The sequence below is a fragment of the Rouxiella badensis genome, from assembly GCF_026967515.2.
Lineage (GTDB): Bacteria > Pseudomonadota > Gammaproteobacteria > Enterobacterales > Enterobacteriaceae > Rouxiella > Rouxiella badensis.
The window spans coordinates 3,827,377-3,845,842 of record NZ_CP114062.1 but is presented as its reverse complement, the minus strand read 5'-3'; the positions used below and the strand labels follow the sequence as shown (position 1 = coordinate 3,845,842).

Genomic DNA, 18,466 nt, shown 5'->3' with positions numbered 1-18,466 from the left:
TTTTTATCCGACCAGATACGTTGCCGTGGCTGTCGCGATGTGTACGTCATTTTCGTTAACTAAATCTACACGCGCTACCGACACCTTATTACCGGCGCGGATCAGCGTGCTTTTGACAACAAAGTGCTCGCCGCGACCGGGACGCAGATAGTCAACGCGCAGGTCAATGGTGCCCATTTTAGAGAGTCGCTGGCGCAGTTCAGGCTCAAGCAGCGGATGGTCCGGTTTGTCGTGGCGAATCAGCGAGCTGTTGACGCAAACCAGGCCGGCTGCCACGTCGAGCACCGAGGCAATCACCCCGCCATGAAGAATTTTCTGTACGGCGTTACCCACCAGTTTGTTTTGATTTTTGAACGTCAGCTCGGCGTAGCCGTTATCCAGGCGCTGAAGTTCCAGACCAAGCTCGCGATTAAACGGCATGTCGTAAATAAAAATCTCACCAATTAACTGGCGAGCGGCATCGTGACTCAACGGCGTAACGGACATGAAAATTTCCTGATAATACATGAATGGGGAGAGTGTTCGAATTCACATTAATTTTTGATTTTAGGCATCGGCATGATTGATTTCTAGCCTACTCATGCTAATCCTAAACAGCTTTTAATTTGTGTGTAGAATGGCCTGCTTTTTATTCTAAATGTATCAATAAATAACAACTGTGCCGACGAGCGGCAGAACTTTTTTGGGGTGGAGGAAGGATGCGTAATTTTTGGGCTGTTGGGGCTGCTATGTTGACAGCACCGTTACTCAGCTACGCTGATGAAGCTAAGATTCAAGATGTGCACGATGCGCCGAGCGTACGTGGCAGTATTATCGCCAATATGCTTCAAGAACACGATAATCCGTTTACGCTTTATCCTTATGATACAAACTACGTTATTTATACGTATACCAATCATATCAACAAAGAGGCTATCCAGTCCTACAACTGGGCTGACAATGCCAAAAACGACGAGCTCAAATTTCAGCTGAGCCTCGCATTCCCGCTGTGGCGCGGTATTGCCGGGGATAACTCGGTGCTGGGCGCGTCCTATACGCAGAAGTCATTCTGGCAGGTATCTAACAGCGCCGAGTCTTCGCCTTTTCGCGAGACCAACTATGAACCTCAGCTGTTCCTCGCCTGGGCGACGGACTACGAGGTCCTTGGCTGGACGCTGCGTGAAGCCGAATACGGCCTAAACCACCAGTCCAACGGCCGCGCTGACCCGACTTCCCGCAGTTGGAACCGCGTGTATGCGCGCTTCATGGCGCAGCGTGGAGACTGGCAGGTTGAGGTCAAACCCTGGTACCGTATTCCAGAAAACAAAGATAATGATGATAATCCGGACATAACCAAGTATATGGGTTATTACCAGCTTAAAATCGGTTACGCCGTGGGTGAGAGCGTGATCAGCGTGACCAGCCGTTACAACTGGAACACTGGCTACGGCGGTGCAGAACTGGGCTGGAGTTATCCGATTACCCGCCATGTTCGCTTCTATACTCAGCTGTTTAGCGGCTACGGCGAGTCATTGATTGACTACAACTACAAGCAGACTCGCGTCGGTATTGGTATCATGATGAACGATATTATGTGACCGACCGATCGGCACCAGCATAGCTCGGCACTATCTTCCTGTTACTTAAGAAGAAGTGCCGAGTGTCATCAAATTTTGGGGAAACGAGTGTCAACGGCGGCAGTGATAAATAAGGAGTTGCTGGCAGAACAGGTATTGCGCGATACCTTCGGCTATCAGCAATTTCGACCAGGTCAGCAAACGATCATAAACGCAGCCATCTCCGGCAAAGATTGCCTGGTGGTGATGCCAACCGGCGGCGGTAAGTCGCTGTGTTATCAGATTCCTGCGCTAGTGATGGACGGCCTGACGCTGGTGGTGTCTCCGCTTATCTCCCTGATGAAAGATCAGGTCGATCAGCTGATGGCCGCCGGTGTCGAAGCCGGATGCCTGAATTCAACCCAGACCCGCGAGCAGCAGCTTGAGGTGATGGCGGGCTGCCGCAGCGGTCGCATAAAAATGCTCTACATCGCCCCTGAGCGTCTGACCATGGGCGATTTCCTTGAGCAACTGCAACAGTGGAACCCGGCGATGCTGGCGGTCGATGAGGCGCACTGTATTTCTCAGTGGGGCCACGACTTCCGTCCTGAATATCGCGCGCTCGGTCAACTGAAATTACGCTATCCACAGCTGCCGGTGATTGCCCTGACGGCCACCGCCGACGAAGCGACCCGCAACGATATCGTTCGCCTGCTTGAGCTCAACGACCCGCTGGTGCAGGTCAGCAGCTTTGACCGCCCCAATATTCGCTACACCTTGGTCGAGAAGTTTAAACCTCTGGATCAGCTTTTACGCTTTGTGCAGGACCAGCGCGGTAAAAGCGGCATCATTTACTGCGGCAGCCGTGCCAAGGTAGAAGACACCGCCGCGCGTCTGCAAAGTCGCGGTATCAGCGTGGGCGCTTACCACGCCGGACTGGACAATGAACGCCGTTCCCAGGTTCAGGAAGCCTTCCAGCGCGATGACGTGCAAATCGTGGTCGCGACCGTGGCCTTTGGCATGGGCATCAACAAACCCAACGTGCGTTTTGTGGTGCATTTTGATATCCCGCGCAATATCGAGTCTTATTACCAGGAAACGGGTCGTGCAGGACGTGACGGCCTGCCCGCCGAGGCGCTACTGCTTTACGATCCGGCCGATATGGCGTGGCTGCGCCGCTGTCTTGATGAAAAACCGGCGGGGCCGCAGCAGGACGTTGAACGCCACAAGCTCAACGCGATGGGCGCTTTTGCCGAGGCGCAGACCTGTCGTCGTTTGGTCCTGCTGAACTACTTTGGTGAGGGCAAACAGGAGGCCTGCGGCAACTGTGACATCTGCCTCGACCCACCCAAACGCTATGACGGGCTGATGGACGCCCAGAAGGCATTGTCCTGCGTTTATCGCGTCGGCCAACGCTTCGGTCTGGGCTATATCGTCGAGGTGCTGCGTGGCGCGAACAATCAGCGTATCCGCGAATACGGGCACGACAAGCTGCCTATCTACGGCATGGGCCGTGAACAAAGCAACGAGCACTGGATAAGCGTGGTGCGCCAGCTTATTCATCTGGGACTGATTACCCAGAATATCGCTATGCACTCCGCGCTACAGCTTACCGAGGCCGCAAGACCGGTGCTGCGCGGTGAGGTCGAGATGCAGCTGGCGGTGCCGCGTCTGCAAACGCTGAAGATTCGCGGCAGCAATACTCAGAAAACCTATGGCGGCAACTATGACCGCAAACTGTTTGCCAAACTACGTAAGCTGCGTAAGTCATTGGCGGATGAAGGAAACGTTCCGCCTTACGTGGTATTTAACGACACTTCGCTGCTGGAGATGGCGGAACAGCTGCCGGTCAGTCCGGGAGAAATGCTGGGCATTACCGGCGTCGGCCAGCGCAAGCTTGAGAAATTTGGGCGTCCATTTATGGCGTTGATCCGCGATCACATCGATAACGACGACGAATGAGTACAATGGCCAGCCTGTTAAGAGTCGAATGAGTCAGTGTCAAAAAGGGAGCAGTAAAAATGATAATTCTGTTTTTAACCGTCGCCGCCGTGCATCTTGTTGCATTGATGTCACCGGGACCGGACTTTTTCTTCGTTTCCCAGACTGCCATGAGCCGCTCTCGCCGTGAGGCGATGATGGCCGTGTTGGGTATTACGCTTGGCGTGATGGTCTGGGCCGCGGTAGCCTTGATGGGCCTGCATCTGCTGCTGGAGAAAATGGCCTGGCTGCACCAGATTATTACCGTCGGCGGTGGCCTGTATCTTTGCTGGATGGGCTGGCAACTGCTGAAATCAGCGCGTGCTAAAAAGGCCGCCGGCACTTTGGCCTCTGAGAGCCAACCGGTGAAACTTCCTGCGCGGGGCAAAACCTTTATGCGCGGTTTGCTGACCAATCTTTCCAACCCGAAGGCAGTTATCTATTTCGGCAGTATCTTCTCACTCTTTGTAGGTGACAGCGTTGGCAGCGGCGAGCGTTGGGGCCTGTTTGCCTTGATCTGCATTGAGACACTGGCATGGTTCACCGTGGTGACCATGGTCTTCGCGCTGCCGGTGATGCGCCGTGGCTACCAACGTCTGGCCAAATGGATTGACGGCGTGGCTGGCGTACTGTTTGCCGGTATCGGCATCCACCTGATTATTTCTCGTTAACGCAGGGTCGTATTCATAAAAAAAGGGCGTGCCTCAATAGGACGCCCTTTTTTTTGAAGCATTCGCGGTCAGATTTTACGCGCCGTCGCCAACAGCAGGCCGACCATCATAAACAGCGAGCCGAAGATGCGGTTCAGCAGCGTCATCTGTTTCGGTGCTTTTATCCAGCCGGCGATGCGTTTTGCCAGCGTGGCATAGCCAATCATTACGATAATATCGACCACCACGGTCGTCACCCCCAGCACCAGATACTGCGCGACCTGCGGCTGGTGGGGAATTATAAACTGCGGGAACAGCGCGGCAAGAAACACGATGCTTTTCGGGTTGGTCAGGTTAACCAGCACCGCGCGTTTAAACAGCTTGCGGCGCGGCATGCTGCTCGCCAGCGCGTTCATGTTGATAGCGCCCGAGGTACGCCACTGGCAGATACCGAGCCAGATGAGATAGGCCGCTCCGCACCATTTTAAAATCTCGAACGCCAACAGCGACTGAGACACCAGTGCGCCAAGGCCGATGCCGACCAGCACGATATGGATCGATAGGCCTGTTTGCAGCCCGGCGATGGACGCCACTGCACCGCGATAGCCATGGCTGATGCCTGTACTCATGGTATTGATTGCGCCAGACCCCGGCGACAGGCTTAAAATTGAAGTCGTGAGCAGATAAGTCAGCCACCAGTCCAATGTCATTGTCGTTCTCCTTTGATGCTGACCGTGCAGCTTGAAATCTATTGAGATGCGTCTTTTTGTGGCACAATACGCTATTGTTTAAAATTGCGCTACAGCCCGAAAACAACATAATTTCTCCACGCTTTATTTTTGCCTTGGGACAGTCGATGTCATCAAATTACGATCGGTGGTTAACGCGTGAATACGGCTTTTCGGCCTTTGCGATGGGTCCGCTGCTGGACTTCTGGCGTACCAGAATTGAAGGCGAATTTATCGGGGTCGATAACGTCCCGATCCGCTATGTCCGTTTTTGTTCCCCCAGTCATGATAAAGTCATATTTGTGTCAACGGGACGTGTCGAAAGCTACGTAAAATATCCCGAGCTGGCCTACGATCTGTTTCACTGCGGCTATGACGTGATGATTGTCGATCATCGCGGGCAGGGGCGTTCAGGCCGACTGCTGAAAGACCCGCATCGTGGGCACGTGCAGAACTTCGATGATTACGTGAAAGACCTGTCGACCTTTTACAAGCTCGAGATTGCGCCACGCAATTACGCCAAAAAGTTTGCGCTGGCGCATTCGATGGGCGGGGCGATTCTTGCGCTGTTCCTGGCGCGGGAGCCGAAAAACTTTGACGCCGCGGTGCTGTGTGCGCCGATGACCGGTATTTACCTGCGCATGCCGAGCTGGCTGACACGAAAAATCCTTAACTTAGCTGAACGCCGACCGATGTATCGCGATGGCTACGCCATGGGTACCGGCAGCTGGCGGCCTCTGCCGTTTGTGGTCAATCGGCTGACCCACAGCCGCGAGCGCTATCGCCGTAACCAGCGTTTTTACTCTGATTATCCTGAGTTACGGGTAGGTGGACCAACCTACCACTGGGTGCGTGAAAGTATTCAGGCCGGTATGCAGATTCTGCAGGAAGCCAAAAAAATCACCACCCCGGTGCTGTTATTGCAGGCGAGTGAGGATCACGTTGTCGATAACCGATCCCACACCGCTTTTTGTCAGGCCATGGCCGTTGCCGGGCATCCTTGTGAAGGGGGTAAACCGCTGGTCATCGAAGGCGCACGCCATGAGATCCTGTTTGAGCGGGACGCTATGCGGGCAAAGGCGCTAGACGCCACCATGCGCTTTTTCGCGCGCAAGACGTAAACCGCGGCTCGCCGCGCACAACTCCATCAGAGGTTAGAACCTAACGCTATGTATCATGTTGTTGCTTCCGATTTAGATGGCACACTGCTGTCACCCGATCATACCCTGAGCCCTTTCGCCAAAGAGACCCTGCAGCTGTTGACCCAGCGTGACATTCACTTTGTTTTTGCCACCGGACGCCACCATATCGACGTTGCGCAGATGCGTGATAATCTGGGGATCAGTGCCTACATGATAACCTCCAACGGCGCACGAGTGCACAACACCGAAGGCGAGCTGATTTTCAGCCATAATCTGGCACCTGACATCGCCGAAGACCTGTTCGCGATTGCGCACGACAACCCAGACATTCTGACCAATGTTTATCGCAACGATGACTGGTTCATGAACCGCGATCGTCGCGATCAGGAGGACTTCTTCAAGGAGTCGATTTTCAAATACCAACTCTATCAACCGGGTCTGCTTGAGACCGACGGTATCGCCAAGGTCTATTTCACCTGTGACGATCACGAGAAGCTGATCCCGCTCGAAGAGGCGATCATTGCACGCTGGGGCGACCGCGTTAACGTAAGTTTCTCGCTACCGGTCTGTCTGGAAGTGATGGCCGGTGGGGTGTCGAAAGGGCACGCGCTTGAAGAGGTCTCAAAACTGATGGGCTATACGTTGAAAGACTGTATCGCGTTTGGTGACGGTATGAACGACCTTGAGATGTTAAACATGTCAGGCAAAGGCTGTCTGATGAGCGGTTCATTGCCGCGTCTGAAGGCCGCAATGCCTGAGGCTGAAATCATTGGTTCTAACGCCGACGATGCCGTTCCCCACTATTTGCGCAGAATGTATCTGAATAACGACCGCTAACGCGTACTGTCAGAAGCATCAAGGGCCGCCCGTTGTAAAACGGGCGGCCCTTTTGCTGAAAATTCCTGACCGGCTTTAACTCATGCCGCCTGGTGTTTTCTCACTGAGCAGGGGCAAGACACGCGAAAGAGGGCCTTGGACGTGTTGATAACTCTTTACTGCACCTTCAGCGTAGCGATAATCGCTTCGGCGTCGGTCTGGGCCTGCTGCTGGTTGTCAGCTGGCATCGTAATTTGCATGGTCATCAGCTGGTTATCGATCTTCGCCAGCACGATAGACGAATACGCTTTCTGACCCGCAGCGTTGATCACGCTGTCGTACTGCTGCAAGGTCTGCCCGTTAACCTGAATGGACTTGTTGGTAACCACTTGCAGATTGGTGTCGCGGTCGCGTTGCTGCTGTTCCAGACGGTTTGCCACAACTTCCAGAGAGTCCGGCGTTGAGTCACCCAGAATGACGATCACCGCTTTCTGCCCGGTTTTATCCGCGTAAACGTGCATATTGTTGGCCTGAGTGCCGAGCTTGCCGCTCTGGTCGCTCATTCCCTGCGGCAGTGAGAACGCCAGTTTGCCGTTAAGCAGGCTTACCTGTTGCGTTGTCGTCGCCGCTGCCGGCGTAGCCCCTTTGTCTGCCGAAGCAGTTTTATCGTCGGTTTTGCCATCGCAAGCTGCCAAACCGGCAACCAGCAGTGTTATTCCCATAAACTTGGCTAATTTGTGCATAGGGCTTCCTTTAAGTTTCACGCACTCTACACCCAACGGGACCGCCAACGTGCGGAACGCGGTTAGGTAATTGACTTCACGGCCTTTATGGCAACCTATTCAAGGCCGAAAAGCAAGTCAGATATTGGCGGCTTTTGTGTCGTCGTTAAACGCTACAGCATCGCTTTTACCTGAATGAGCCAGGCGCTTAAGCAGGACGTTCAGCAGCATACCGTACATCGGCAGGAAGAAAATCAGACAAATGAGCAATTTAAAGCTGTAGTCCACCAGCGCAATCTCGACCCAGTGCTGCGCCATGAAGGCATCGCTACTTTTATAGAACGCAATAAAGAAGAAGGCCAGCGTGTCGCTAATATTGCCCAAAAACATTGCTGCCGTCGGTGCCACCCACCAGCTGTTACGCTGGCGAAGACGGTTAAACACCTGTACATCAAGGATTTGGCCGAGTACGTAGGCCATAAAGCTGGCGGTTGCGATGCGGGCAACCATCACGTTCAGGCTGCTGAGCGACGCAAATCCCTGCCAACTGCCCTGATAAAAGAGCGCGGAGATGAAATAGGAGATAACCAAAGCGGGCACCATCACCGACAAAATGATCCGTCGCGCCAGCGGTGCACCAAAGATGCGTACCGTTAAATCAGTGGCGAGGAAAATAAACGGAAAGGTAAACGCGCCCCAGGTGGTGGTAAAACCAAAGATCGATACGGGTAATTGCACCAGATAGTTACTGGAGGTAATGATGGCGATATGGAAAAGCGAAAGCCATACCAACGCGGAAAACCGCTGTTGAGCTGTAAACGAATACATAAATTGTGACCTTTTTAGTGTTTGGGGTGAGGGAACCCAATAACTTCATTAGACGTAAAGCGTAAATTTTGCACTGAAAACGGTGATTTTACTACCGCGGCGCGCATACTATACGTTTGCGCAACAAAAGGCTATCACCATTGAAGCATCAACTGCGCCTTGCTCAGATTAATTTGCGGGGTAAACTGTCGCGGCTTAAGGTGTTGCCCGTAAAATGGGCTGAAAAGAACTGAAAGAGAGTAAAAATGAGCGATGTATTTAACGATGCCGACCACCAACTGGACGCACTGGGCCTGCGCTGCCCTGAGCCAGTCATGATGATCCGTAAAACCGTGCGTAAGATGAATGACGGTGAAACGCTGCTGATCCTGGCTGACGATCCGGCTACCACTCGTGATATTCCGGGCTTTTGCCGTTTCATGGAACATCAGCTGCTGGCGTCAGATACCGAACATCTGCCTTACCGTTACCTGCTAAAAAAAGGCACGGGCGCATAATTACGCCAGTGCCCTTTATTATCGACAAGCCTTTCCGCCTGATTATTTTATGATTTTTTCCTGAGCAGGCGCAGCGCGTTGGCGGTGACCAACGCTGTAGCGCCCGAGTCTGCCAGCACGGCAAGCCAGAGGCCCGTCAGACCAAGCAGCGTTGTTACCAGGAACACGGCCTTCAGGCCAAGGGCGATAGAGATGTTCTGACGAATGTTGGCTCGCGTCGCCCGCGAAAGGCGAATCATCTGCGCCAGACCGCTCAGGCGATTGTGCGTCAGCGCGGCGTCTGCCGTTTCCAACGCCACATCGGTTCCGCTGCCCATCGCAATGCCAATCCGTGCCGCTTTCATCGCAGGCGCATCATTAATCCCGTCACCGACCATCGCCGTCACTCGCTGCTGACTTAGCTGCGTCACAGCCTGTACCTTATCGGCGGGCAGCAACCCAGCCTTGAACTCGATACCCAGTCTTGCGGCGATACTTTGCGCCGCAAGCGGGTTGTCACCGGTCAGCATCACCGTTTCAATACCCAGGCTTTTCAGTTCGGCCAGTGCGCTAATGGCGTCGTCGCGCAGCTTGTCCCGCATCGCCAGCAGGCCGAGCGCGCGAGTATCTTCCAACACCACCACCACCGTTTTACCGGCGGACTCCAGCGCGGTAATTTGCGCAACGACGGCGGGAGACAACGTCGACTCCGAGAGAGACTTAGGCGCTGAAACCAGAATGCGTTTGCCGTCTATCCAACCCTCAACCCCGATACCTGCAAGTGCACGGCGGCGTTCGGCGGAGGGCGGATTAACGTCGGGAGCGGCTGCCAGAATGGCCTTCGCCAACGGGTGATGCGAGCCGACCTCAACCGAGGCGGCTAGCATTAGCAGTTGTTCTTGCGCAATATCGGCCAGTGTAATCACGTCGGTGACCTCGGGTTTTCCTTCGGTCAGCGTACCGGTCTTGTCCAGCGCGATAGTTTCTACCAACGCTAGCTGTTCGAGCGCGGCGCCGCCTTTTATCAGCGCACCCTGACGAGTGGCCGCGGCGAGACCCGAGGTGATCGCGGCGGGCGTGGAGATAACCAGCGCACAAGGGCAGCCAATCAACAGCAGCGTCAGACCACGGTAAATCCAGGTTTCCCATGGCAGGCCCATCGCCAGCGGTGGAATAAGGATTACCAGCAGTGCCATGAGCATAATGACCGGCGTGTAGTAGCGGCTGAAGCTATCGAGGAAGCGCTCGATTGGCGCACGGCGTTCTTCCGCCTCTTCAATCAGTTGAAGGATGCGGTCAATCGCGCTTCGGCCTGGCGCAGAGGCAACGCGCAGTTGCGCAACGTTGTCGACGCACAGGCTGCCCGCTGGAATTTTCTCATCCGGTAGGCGTTCGACCGGCATCGATTCACCGGTTAACGCACTTTCATCGAAGCTGGCGGCGGCCTGCATCAGCACGGCATCCACCGGCAGGCGGCTTCCGGGGGCAACCTCGATAATATCGCCTGGACGCAGACTGGCGACCGATACTGTTTGCATGCCGTCAGCCACTTTCTTACGGGCGTTCTCGGGGATGAGTGCCATTAAGGATTTTACCCCGCTTCGTGCGCGGCTGGCGGCAAAGGCTTCGAGTTTCTCTCCGACCATAAACAGCAGCAGAACCATTGCCGCTTCGGCGGTGGCACCAATGAACAACGCGCCGATGGCGGCAATACTCATCAGCGTTTCGATAGCAAATGGCGTTCCGCTGCGCGTCTGGCGAATTGCCTGACGTAGCACTGGCCACAGGCCGACCAGCGTGGTGGCGGTAAAGGCGATTTTCCCCCATTGAGGAGAGAGTTGTGCCAGTGCTGTGCTGAGCAGCATCAGGATAATCAGCGTAATCAGAGGGGCATATTCTTTCAGGCGGGAAGGGGAATCCTGAGTTATCTCTGATTTTCTCAGGGTGAAGCCAGCGGCCTCAACGGCCTGAGCCACCTGTGAGGAAAAACTTTCCGCAGAGACGCTTTGCGCCGCATCAACGACCAGCTTTTCGGTGGCGAACAACACTTTGGCATGGCTAACGTTGGCCAGGCCACTGACCGCGTTCTCTATTTTACGGGCGCAGCTCGGGCAATCCATACCGGACACCAGCCAGCTATAACGCTGGGTGCCAGGCAGGGCTGCGCCCAGATTGCCGGGACCTTCTTCGTCCCCGCTTCCGCCGTCGTCTGTATCACTGCTACAGCATCCGTCTTGAGTATGTGAGTGCCCACTGGGTTGGCTGGTGCTGCAGCATGACGCCGCCGCTAGCGGGGCAGATTCACTGCAACATCCTGCCGGATGTGGGTCTGCATGCTTGATTTTGCTGATTTTTTTGAACGTTGTTACGTGAGGCGCAGAGGAGCGGCAGTTCGCGCCACAGCTTGAAGAGTGTTGATGCTGTTGTGTTGACATATTACCTCCCAAAGAGCGTTGTTGAGCTCTGATTTCAGGAGTGTACACCCTGGAGTTAACTCCAGGGTCAAGCGTGAAGTGACGAATTTATCTGCGATTACAAATACAGCGACCGGACTATCAGGAAGTGTCCGCCGAAATAACAGGCGGCGACAATAGCGTCGGCGGCGCGGAATTTAAAACGGTAGTGGCTCAGCAGCCAAACAATGTTGGCGACCAGTAGCAGGATGGAGCCGCAGAGCAGCGAGAAGGCCAAATCGGTGCTGCGATAGAAGTACTGCTCGCCGGCGACCCACACCATCAGTAGCGTCATGGCGATAAACGTTATCACCGCCCAGCGCATTTCCTCCAGTCGGCTCCAGATAATCGCCAGCAGAACCGCACCGACCACCACCAGTACGGCAGGCAGTGGCCAGAAGAAGGTAAAACTCATCTGACTGGCGAAGCTCAGGGTATAAAGCAGGTGTGACAGGAAGAATGCCCCGATGGCGTACAGGTAACGCTCTCGTGGCAGGAGCAGCAACGCATCGGCAACCAGCGTCGCGAGCAGGCCAAGCACAATCAGATATCCATTGGTGCCTATCACCGGCGCTTGCCAGGCCAATAACAGCAGAAGCAGCAGAGTAACAGGTTTAAACACCCATCCCTGCCAGCGTGGACCGCGATAGCGGGCGTCGACATAAAGCCAACCTGAAAGGAATACAGCAATAAACGGCCAACTCATTGTTTATCCTTATTTAGAAAAAGTAAGCAAAGCGCTGCCAAAACGATGAAGCCATTCCGGCTTCGCCACATACTTTCAGTGTAGGAGAGGCGGAGGGGGGCCGACAATCTTAAAAAGGGCTTAAAATTGGAGCGAAGAGGTTAGCAAAGGTGTTCAGCGAGGTTTGTTTAACCTTGGTATAGCCAATAGCACCGCGCAACGGGGTGCGCGGTGCTGAAAGGTGGGATTACTTCTTCGGTAGCGGTGGCTGCTTCTTCTGCCAGGCCAGCAGTTCGAACACGCCGAACAGGAAGATGCGCAGCTCCAGCCAGCCGCCAATCTTCGGCTGATCTTTAGCCTGCGTGGCTTTGAGTAGCATCACTTGAATACCGTGCATGAAGAACATGAACACCATCGCTACGTCGAGGAAGTATCTCATCGGCTTAGGGAAGGGATGCACAATGTTCGACAGTAAAAAAATCCAGATGCAAAGCATCAACAAACGACCCAAATTAATCAACATCTGACTGCTCCTGTGGCGAGGCGTCCGCGTCAGGCGTGACGTCGCGATGATATAAGCGATAGGCAACCTGCCCGGCAATTTTTTCCCGGTGTAAGCGCCAACCTGCGGGCACGTTAAGGGCACCATGTTCTACTTCTGTTTCAACATAAATCCAGGCTTCGTCGGCTAGCCAATCCTTGGCATCTAGGAGTCCCAGGGTGTCTTGCAGGATGCCTTTACGAAACGGCGGATCGAGAAAGACCACGTCATGTGGGGTACCGCTTTTGGCCAGCCAGCTCAGGGTATTGACGTTAATCACCCGGCCATTGTGTGCATTGAGTAACGCCAGATTACGCTCCAACTGCTGCGCGATCGGTTTCTCGAACTCCAGCAAGGTGGCACTGCCGGCATAGCGCGACAGCGCTTCGATTCCCAGTGCGCCGCTGCCTGCGAAGCAGTCCAGGCATCGCGCCCCCTGAATTACCGGAGCCAGCCAGTTGAATAAAGTTTCTCTGACGCGATCGGTGGTCGGTCGCAGTCCTGGGCTGTGAGGCACCGGCAGCTTGCGTCCACGCCATTGACCGCCAATCAGGCGGATTTGGCCTGCAGCTGGGGTTTGCGGTTTCTTTGCCATAGTATTTTGATTGTAAATTCTGGTTGTAAAAATGTCTGCACGGCCGTGAGGAACACGGTTTGGAGGGCTATTCTACCGGTGTGAAGCCCCCGAGGCTACCGCCGTGTCGCGGTTATCACGGCATACTGCCGCGTAGTTGATTGTATGAGCAGTGAATTCATCACACAGGCGTGTTGCGTTTAAGGGAAAGTGATAGACTGCTAGGTTATTACCCTATTGATAATCCGTTCGTCGGGAATTAACGGCGTGGAGTGAAGTTGTAAAATGGCAAAAGAGAAAAAACGCGGTTTTCTTTCCTGGTTTGGACGTGGTCGCAAGGAAGAAGAACAGCCGCAGGAAGTAGAAAAGGTTGAGCAACCCGTTGAGCCGGTAGATAGGACCGACGCCGAAGCGCCCGCCGTTTCTGCCGAACATCACGAAGAGCAGCACGAGCAGGCTGCGGCAGAGGTGCATTCCGGTGACGGGGACACGGCTGAGGTCGTGGAAGCCAGTCTGGAAGATGAGCCGCATGAAAGCGTGACTAAAACTGCGCACGCAGAGCCTGAAGTTGTCGAGCAGGCGGTGCACGCTGAGCCTGTTATTACCGAGCACGTGGTTGAAGCCGAGCCGGTAAAACAGCCTGAGCAGGCGTCCGTTGAACTGGCGCACGAAATCGTCGACCTGACCGAACAGGTGGCTGCCGCAGACGCTCAGCCGGAAACTGTTTCAGAGCCAGAGCCAGAGCCAGAGCCAGAAGTTGCCGCTGTTGAAGAGCCGCCATTACCGGTTGCGCTTGAGCCGTTGGTCACGCTGCCCGCTGGCGAAGTCACAGCGACCGAGCAGGAACGCCCGACCAAAGAAGGCTTCTTCGCCCGTCTTAAACGCAGCCTGATTAAAACCAAGCAGAATCTGGGATCGGGTTTCATTGGCCTGTTCCGCGGTAAAAAAATCGATGACGACCTGTTCGACGAACTCGAAGAACAACTGTTGATTGCCGACGTCGGTGTTGAAACCACGCGCAAAATCATTACTTCACTGACCGAACACGCCAGCCGCAAGCAGTTGAAAGACGCGGAAGCGCTGTACGGTAAGCTGAAGGAAGAAATGTCCGAAATTTTAGCTAAAGTTGATAAGCCACTGGATGTAAGCGGCAAAACGCCGTACGTCATTCTTATGGTTGGCGTTAACGGCGTTGGTAAGACAACCACCATCGGTAAGCTGGCTCGTCAGTTCGAGGCTGAAGGAAAGTCGGTGATGCTGGCAGCGGGGGACACCTTCCGTGCCGCAGCCGTTGAACAGCTTCAGGTCTGGGGACAGCGCAACAATATTCCGGTCATCGCCCAGCACACCGGCGCTGATTCTGCTTCCGTTATTTTCGATGCAATCCAGGCGGCCAAGTCGCGCAAAGTCGACGTGTTGATCGCCGATACCGCCGGGCGTTTGCAGAATAAATCTCATTTGATGGAAGAACTTAAGAAGATTGTCCGCGTCATGAAAAAACTGGACGAGGACGCCCCTCATGAGGTTATGCTGACGCTGGATGCCAGCACGGGGCAGAACGCGGTCAGTCAGGCAAAACTGTTTAATGAAGCAGTCGGCCTGACCGGAATTACGCTGACCAAGCTCGACGGTACGGCCAAAGGCGGCGTTATCTTTGCTATCGCCGACCAGTTTGAAATCCCTATCCGTTACATTGGGGTGGGTGAAGGTATCGAAGATTTAAGGCCGTTTAAGGCTGACGATTTTATTGAGGCACTTTTTGCCCGAGAGGATTAATACGGATGATTCGCTTTGAACAGGTCAGTAAAGCTTATCTAGGCGGGCGACAGGCGCTGCAAGGCGTCGATTTCCATATTCGGCAGGGTGAGATGGCGTTTTTGACCGGCCACTCTGGCGCCGGTAAAAGTACGCTGCTGAAGTTGATTTGCGGGATTGAGCGCCCGAGTGCCGGCCATATTTTGTTTGGCGGCCACGACATCAGTCGGCTGAAGAGCCGCGAGGTGCCGTTCCTGCGCCGTCAGATAGGTATGATCTTCCAGGATCACCATCTGCTGCTCGACCGGACCGTTTACGACAACGTTGCCATGCCGCTGATTATTGCCGGTGCCAGCGGTGAAGATATTCGCCGTCGCGTATCGGCCGCGCTCGACAAAGTCGGGCTGTTGGATAAGGCAAAAAATTTCCCTATTCAACTTTCCGGTGGTGAGCAGCAGCGTGTCGGCATCGCGCGTGCCGTGGTGAATAAACCCGCCGTGCTGTTGGCCGATGAACCGACGGGTAACCTGGATGAAGCGTTGTCGGAGGGGATTTTGCGGTTGTTTGAAGAATTTAACCGTGTTGGCGTCACCGTTCTTATGGCGACCCACGACATGGGGCTGATTGCCAGCCGTCGTTACCGTACGCTGACCCTGAGTCAGGGCAGAATGGCCGGAGGCGCTTACTATGGCGAATAGCCCAAAGCCGGTCAGAAAGCCAAAAAGCACGCCAGAGTCAAAGAGCAAGGCGCTGCAAGGCGGGTTCCGAGAGCAGTGGCGCTATGCGTGGAGCAACACCGTTCGCGACATGCTGCGCCAGCCGTTGGCGACGCTGCTGACTATCATGGTCATTGCCATTTCGCTGACCCTGCCGAGCGTTTGCTATCTGGTTTGGAAAAACGTCAGTCAGGCCGCTGAACAATGGTATCCGACGCCGCAGCTGACCGTTTACATCGATAAATCGCTGGACGACGACGCGGCCATGAACGTGGTGAAAGCGCTGAAGGCCGAAGCGGGCGTAGATAAGGTCAACTATCTGTCTCGTGAAGAAGCGATGGGCGAGTTCCGTAACTGGTCTGGCTTTGGCGGTGCAATGGATATGCTCGAGCAGAATCCGTTGCCGGCGGTGGCGATTATCACGCCAAAAATGAATTTCCAGGATTCCAAGACGTTGAATACCCTGCGTGACCGCGTCGCCGCTGTTCAGGGCGTTGACGAAGTGCGCATGGACGACAGCTGGTTTGCAAGGCTGGCCGCATTGACCGGGCTGGTGGGGCAGATAGCCGCGATGATTGGTATCCTGATGGTGATTGCCGTGTTCCTGGTCATCGGCAACAGCGTGCGTCTCAGCATCTTTAGCCGCCGCGATACCATCAACGTGATGAAGCTAATCGGCGCCACCGATGGCTTTATCCTGCGGCCTTTCCTCAACGGGGGGGCGTTGCTTGGGTTTAGTGGCGCACTGCTTTCACTCATCCTGTCGGAAGCGCTGGTGCTGCGTCTTGAAGCGGTTGTGGCCCAGGTGGCCTCGGTGTTCGGTACGACCTTTGACCTGCACGGCCTTGGCTGGGACGAAAGCCTGTTGTTATTGTTGATCTCGGCGATGATCGGCTGGGTAGCCGCGTATTTGGCGACTGTTCAACATTTACGACGATTTACACCACAATAAGAATCTTTTTGGTATACTCTTCCCTTGTAGCTGCGGGTTGTGCTGCAAGGGAAGATCCCCATATTAATAGTCTGCTCCAAAGGATCCTTGTAATTTAGGGTCTTATATTCATCTTCCCCGTTAAGCACAATTTCCCAATCATTTCCCCTGTACCTCGCATAAAGTCATTGGGCTGAGAAGGCGCTAATGAATGAACTTTGAGCGAGAATCAGGGTCAAATCAGCAGCAAATGTGAGTGGTTCTGCGTTGTACTGAAATCCGTGGTATTCAGTCCACGGCAACGTTGTGTAAAACCTTCTTACGTCACATTAGAGAGGCTTTAATGACCAAAGAAATGCAAACTTTAGCATTAGTACCCCAAGGTAGCCTGGAAGCCTATGTTCGGGCCGCCAATGCCTATCCTATGCTTACCGCAGAGGAAGAAAGGGCACTGGCTGAACGGCTGCATTACGAGGGCGATCTGGACGCAGCTAAACAGCTAATCCTGTCTCACCTGCGGTTTGTCGCTCATATCGCTCGTAATTATTCAGGCTATGGTCTGCCTCAGGCTGACCTTATCCAGGAAGGTAATATCGGCCTGATGAAAGCGGTTCGCCGTTTTAATCCGGAAGTCGGCGTACGTCTGGTTTCCTTCGCCGTGCACTGGATCAAAGCAGAGATCCATGAGTACGTGCTGCGTAACTGGCGTATTGTGAAAGTCGCGACCACTAAAGCACAGCGTAAGCTGTTCTTTAACCTGCGCAAAAACAAACAGCGTTTGGGTTGGTTCAGCCATGAAGAAGTTGAACACGTTGCCCGCGAACTGGGCGTGACCAGCAAAGACGTGCTGGAGATGGAATCCCGCATGGCGGCACAGGACATGACCTTTGACCCTACTCCGGACGAAGAGCCGCGTGATGGTCAGGCGATGGCTCCTATGCTGTACCTGCAGGATAAGAGCTCCGACTTCGCCGAGAGCATCGAAGAAGACAACTGGGAATCCAGTGCAGCCGACAAGCTGACCTTCGCGATGGAAGGCCTCGACGAACGTAGCCAGGACATCATCCGCGCGCGCTGGCTCGACGATGATAACAAGTCAACGCTGCAGGAACTGGCCGATAAATACGGTGTATCTGCCGAGCGTGTTCGTCAGCTTGAAAAGAATGCGATGAAGAAACTGCGCATGGCTATCGAAGCCTGATGCAGCAAAACTAAACGCCTGCCCGTTGAGTCAGGCGTTAGGCTAAAAGGCGACCATCACGGTCGCTTTTTTTATGCCTGTAATTTATGCCAGTTGCCGTTATGGAGCGTAAAACCACAGGCCTGCATAAAGGCCGCCAGCACCGGGTCGTTTGACTCGGCCTGCATCGACAGCGCCGTAATAGCCGGCAGCTGTGCCTGTAAATCCTCAAGAAGATACAGCCCTACGCCGCGACGTCGCGTGACTTCACGCACGCACAGATCGCTGAGTTCCGCCTGAGTCTCCACAACCGAGACCTTAACGGCTCCCAGCAGTCGTGCGTTGAAACGAGCAGCAAAAATCATACGTTGTTCATTCATCCAGCGCTGCCAGTCGGCGGGCTGCTGCTGCGGCCAGATCTTGGCCAAATCGATTTCATCTTGCGCAGTAAGCTGGTCGAGTTTTTCTATGGTTAATTTCATGATGAGGCACAGATAACAAAGGAAAAAGGACTGAAACAGTTTACCGGATAACCCCAACATCGTGGCGTAACTTTTTTTGAACAATAACAGGTCGAAAATATTTTCACTGCTGTCGTATTAAATATAAACGGCGGGATACGTTTTATTAAGCAGTTTTAACCGCTGGCACCCTTCCATTTTGCCGCATTTTTACCCCTATAAAATTCTGATTACACCTCATGTTTCTGGATGTGTGATTTGATTTGCAGAAGAAAATACCTGTTTAATAACGT

The 18,466-nt window shown here is 54.1% G+C and carries 19 protein-coding genes; 10 read left to right on the top strand and 9 right to left on the bottom strand.

The genetic code is table 11. The features are described from left to right. Positions 1 to 3 precede the first annotated feature (3 nt). Complete coding sequence (locus tag O1V65_RS17725; protein ID WP_017492352.1) at positions 4 to 486, bottom strand: thioesterase family protein; 483 nt, start codon at positions 484 to 486, stop codon at positions 4 to 6. Between the two features lie 212 nt (positions 487 to 698). On the opposite strand from O1V65_RS17725, the gene pldA reads away from it, so the two are divergent. From pldA to rhtC, 3 genes are all read left to right on the top strand, one after another. Next, positions 699 to 1,577 carry a phospholipase A gene (gene pldA, locus O1V65_RS17720; RefSeq protein WP_026110591.1) on the top strand — a complete coding sequence of 293 codons (879 nt, stop codon included), beginning with the start codon at positions 699 to 701 and terminating at the stop codon, positions 1,575 to 1,577. Positions 1,578 to 1,664: 87 nt separating this feature from the next. Continuing rightward, complete coding sequence (gene recQ, locus O1V65_RS17715; protein ID WP_026110592.1) at positions 1,665 to 3,497, top strand: ATP-dependent DNA helicase RecQ; 1,833 nt, start codon at positions 1,665 to 1,667, stop codon at positions 3,495 to 3,497. Positions 3,498 to 3,556: 59 nt separating this feature from the next. Then, positions 3,557 to 4,186: a threonine export protein RhtC gene (rhtC, locus tag O1V65_RS17710; protein WP_017492355.1), complete on the top strand. Its 630-nt coding sequence runs from the start codon at positions 3,557 to 3,559 to the stop codon at positions 4,184 to 4,186. A 68-nt stretch (positions 4,187 to 4,254) separates the two neighbouring features. Here the strand turns inward: rhtC and rhtB are convergent, their stop codons facing one another. Continuing rightward, a complete protein-coding gene (gene rhtB, locus O1V65_RS17705) occupies positions 4,255 to 4,875 on the bottom strand; it encodes a homoserine/homoserine lactone efflux protein (protein ID WP_084912512.1) in 621 nt (206 codons plus the stop codon). Between the two features lie 146 nt (positions 4,876 to 5,021). On the opposite strand from rhtB, the gene pldB reads away from it, so the two are divergent. Beyond that, positions 5,022 to 6,014: a lysophospholipase L2 gene (gene pldB, locus O1V65_RS17700; protein WP_026110593.1), complete on the top strand. Its 993-nt coding sequence runs from the start codon at positions 5,022 to 5,024 to the stop codon at positions 6,012 to 6,014. Positions 6,015 to 6,062: 48 nt separating this feature from the next. Continuing rightward, positions 6,063 to 6,872 (top strand): sugar/pyridoxal phosphate phosphatase YigL, encoded by an 810-nt coding sequence (gene yigL, locus O1V65_RS17695; RefSeq protein WP_017492358.1) that lies wholly within the window; start codon positions 6,063 to 6,065, stop codon positions 6,870 to 6,872. Between the two features lie 155 nt (positions 6,873 to 7,027). On the opposite strand, the gene O1V65_RS17690 is transcribed toward yigL, so the two are convergent. Together O1V65_RS17690 and O1V65_RS17685 are read right to left on the bottom strand one after the other, a co-directional pair. Next, the gene (locus O1V65_RS17690; RefSeq protein ID WP_017492359.1) at positions 7,028 to 7,594 is read right to left on the bottom strand and encodes a DcrB family lipoprotein; all 567 of its coding nucleotides are present in this window, start codon (positions 7,592 to 7,594) and stop codon (positions 7,028 to 7,030) included. Positions 7,595 to 7,711: 117 nt separating this feature from the next. Beyond that, positions 7,712 to 8,401 (bottom strand): 7-cyano-7-deazaguanine/7-aminomethyl-7-deazaguanine transporter, encoded by a 690-nt coding sequence (locus O1V65_RS17685; RefSeq protein WP_017492360.1) that lies wholly within the window; start codon positions 8,399 to 8,401, stop codon positions 7,712 to 7,714. Between the two features lie 245 nt (positions 8,402 to 8,646). On the opposite strand from O1V65_RS17685, the gene tusA reads away from it, so the two are divergent. Continuing rightward, positions 8,647 to 8,898, top strand: a complete 252-nt coding sequence (tusA, locus tag O1V65_RS17680) for a sulfurtransferase TusA (RefSeq protein ID WP_017492361.1) — start codon at positions 8,647 to 8,649, stop codon at positions 8,896 to 8,898. Between the two features lie 47 nt (positions 8,899 to 8,945). Here the strand turns inward: tusA and O1V65_RS17675 are convergent, their stop codons facing one another. The 4 genes from O1V65_RS17675 to rsmD all read right to left on the bottom strand — a co-directional run bounded on the left by O1V65_RS17675 (position 8,946) and on the right by rsmD (position 13,151). Continuing rightward, the gene (locus O1V65_RS17675) at positions 8,946 to 11,312 is read right to left on the bottom strand and encodes a zinc/cadmium/mercury/lead-transporting ATPase (protein ID WP_269129907.1); all 2,367 of its coding nucleotides are present in this window, start codon (positions 11,310 to 11,312) and stop codon (positions 8,946 to 8,948) included. Between the two features lie 97 nt (positions 11,313 to 11,409). Beyond that, complete coding sequence (locus O1V65_RS17670) at positions 11,410 to 12,036, bottom strand: lysoplasmalogenase (protein ID WP_017492363.1); 627 nt, start codon at positions 12,034 to 12,036, stop codon at positions 11,410 to 11,412. Between the two features lie 226 nt (positions 12,037 to 12,262). Then, positions 12,263 to 12,538, bottom strand: a complete 276-nt coding sequence (locus tag O1V65_RS17665) for a DUF1145 family protein (RefSeq protein ID WP_017492364.1) — start codon at positions 12,536 to 12,538, stop codon at positions 12,263 to 12,265. Further along, entirely contained in the window at positions 12,528 to 13,151 is a 624-nt protein-coding gene (gene rsmD, locus O1V65_RS17660; RefSeq protein WP_017492365.1) for a 16S rRNA (guanine(966)-N(2))-methyltransferase, read from the bottom strand. The genes O1V65_RS17665 and rsmD overlap by 11 nt, the downstream gene beginning before the upstream one ends. A 264-nt stretch (positions 13,152 to 13,415) precedes the next feature. Between rsmD and ftsY the strand changes: the two genes are divergently transcribed. The 4 genes from ftsY to rpoH all read left to right on the top strand — a co-directional run bounded on the left by ftsY (position 13,416) and on the right by rpoH (position 17,733). Next, positions 13,416 to 14,906 (top strand): signal recognition particle-docking protein FtsY, encoded by a 1,491-nt coding sequence (gene ftsY, locus O1V65_RS17655; protein ID WP_017492366.1) that lies wholly within the window; start codon positions 13,416 to 13,418, stop codon positions 14,904 to 14,906. A gap of 5 nt (positions 14,907 to 14,911) precedes the next feature. Then, complete coding sequence (gene ftsE, locus O1V65_RS17650) at positions 14,912 to 15,583, top strand: cell division ATP-binding protein FtsE (RefSeq protein ID WP_017492367.1); 672 nt, start codon at positions 14,912 to 14,914, stop codon at positions 15,581 to 15,583. Then, complete coding sequence (gene ftsX, locus O1V65_RS17645) at positions 15,573 to 16,553, top strand: permease-like cell division protein FtsX (RefSeq protein ID WP_192504310.1); 981 nt, start codon at positions 15,573 to 15,575, stop codon at positions 16,551 to 16,553. Before ftsE ends, ftsX begins: the two co-directional genes overlap by 11 nt. A 322-nt stretch (positions 16,554 to 16,875) precedes the next feature. After that, positions 16,876 to 17,733: an RNA polymerase sigma factor RpoH gene (gene rpoH, locus O1V65_RS17640; protein WP_017492369.1), complete on the top strand. Its 858-nt coding sequence runs from the start codon at positions 16,876 to 16,878 to the stop codon at positions 17,731 to 17,733. A 71-nt stretch (positions 17,734 to 17,804) separates the two neighbouring features. Here rpoH and panM read toward each other — a convergent pair whose 3' ends face one another. Beyond that, a complete protein-coding gene (gene panM, locus O1V65_RS17635) occupies positions 17,805 to 18,194 on the bottom strand; it encodes an aspartate 1-decarboxylase autocleavage activator PanM (RefSeq protein ID WP_026110594.1) in 390 nt (129 codons plus the stop codon). Positions 18,195 to 18,466 lie beyond the last annotated feature (272 nt).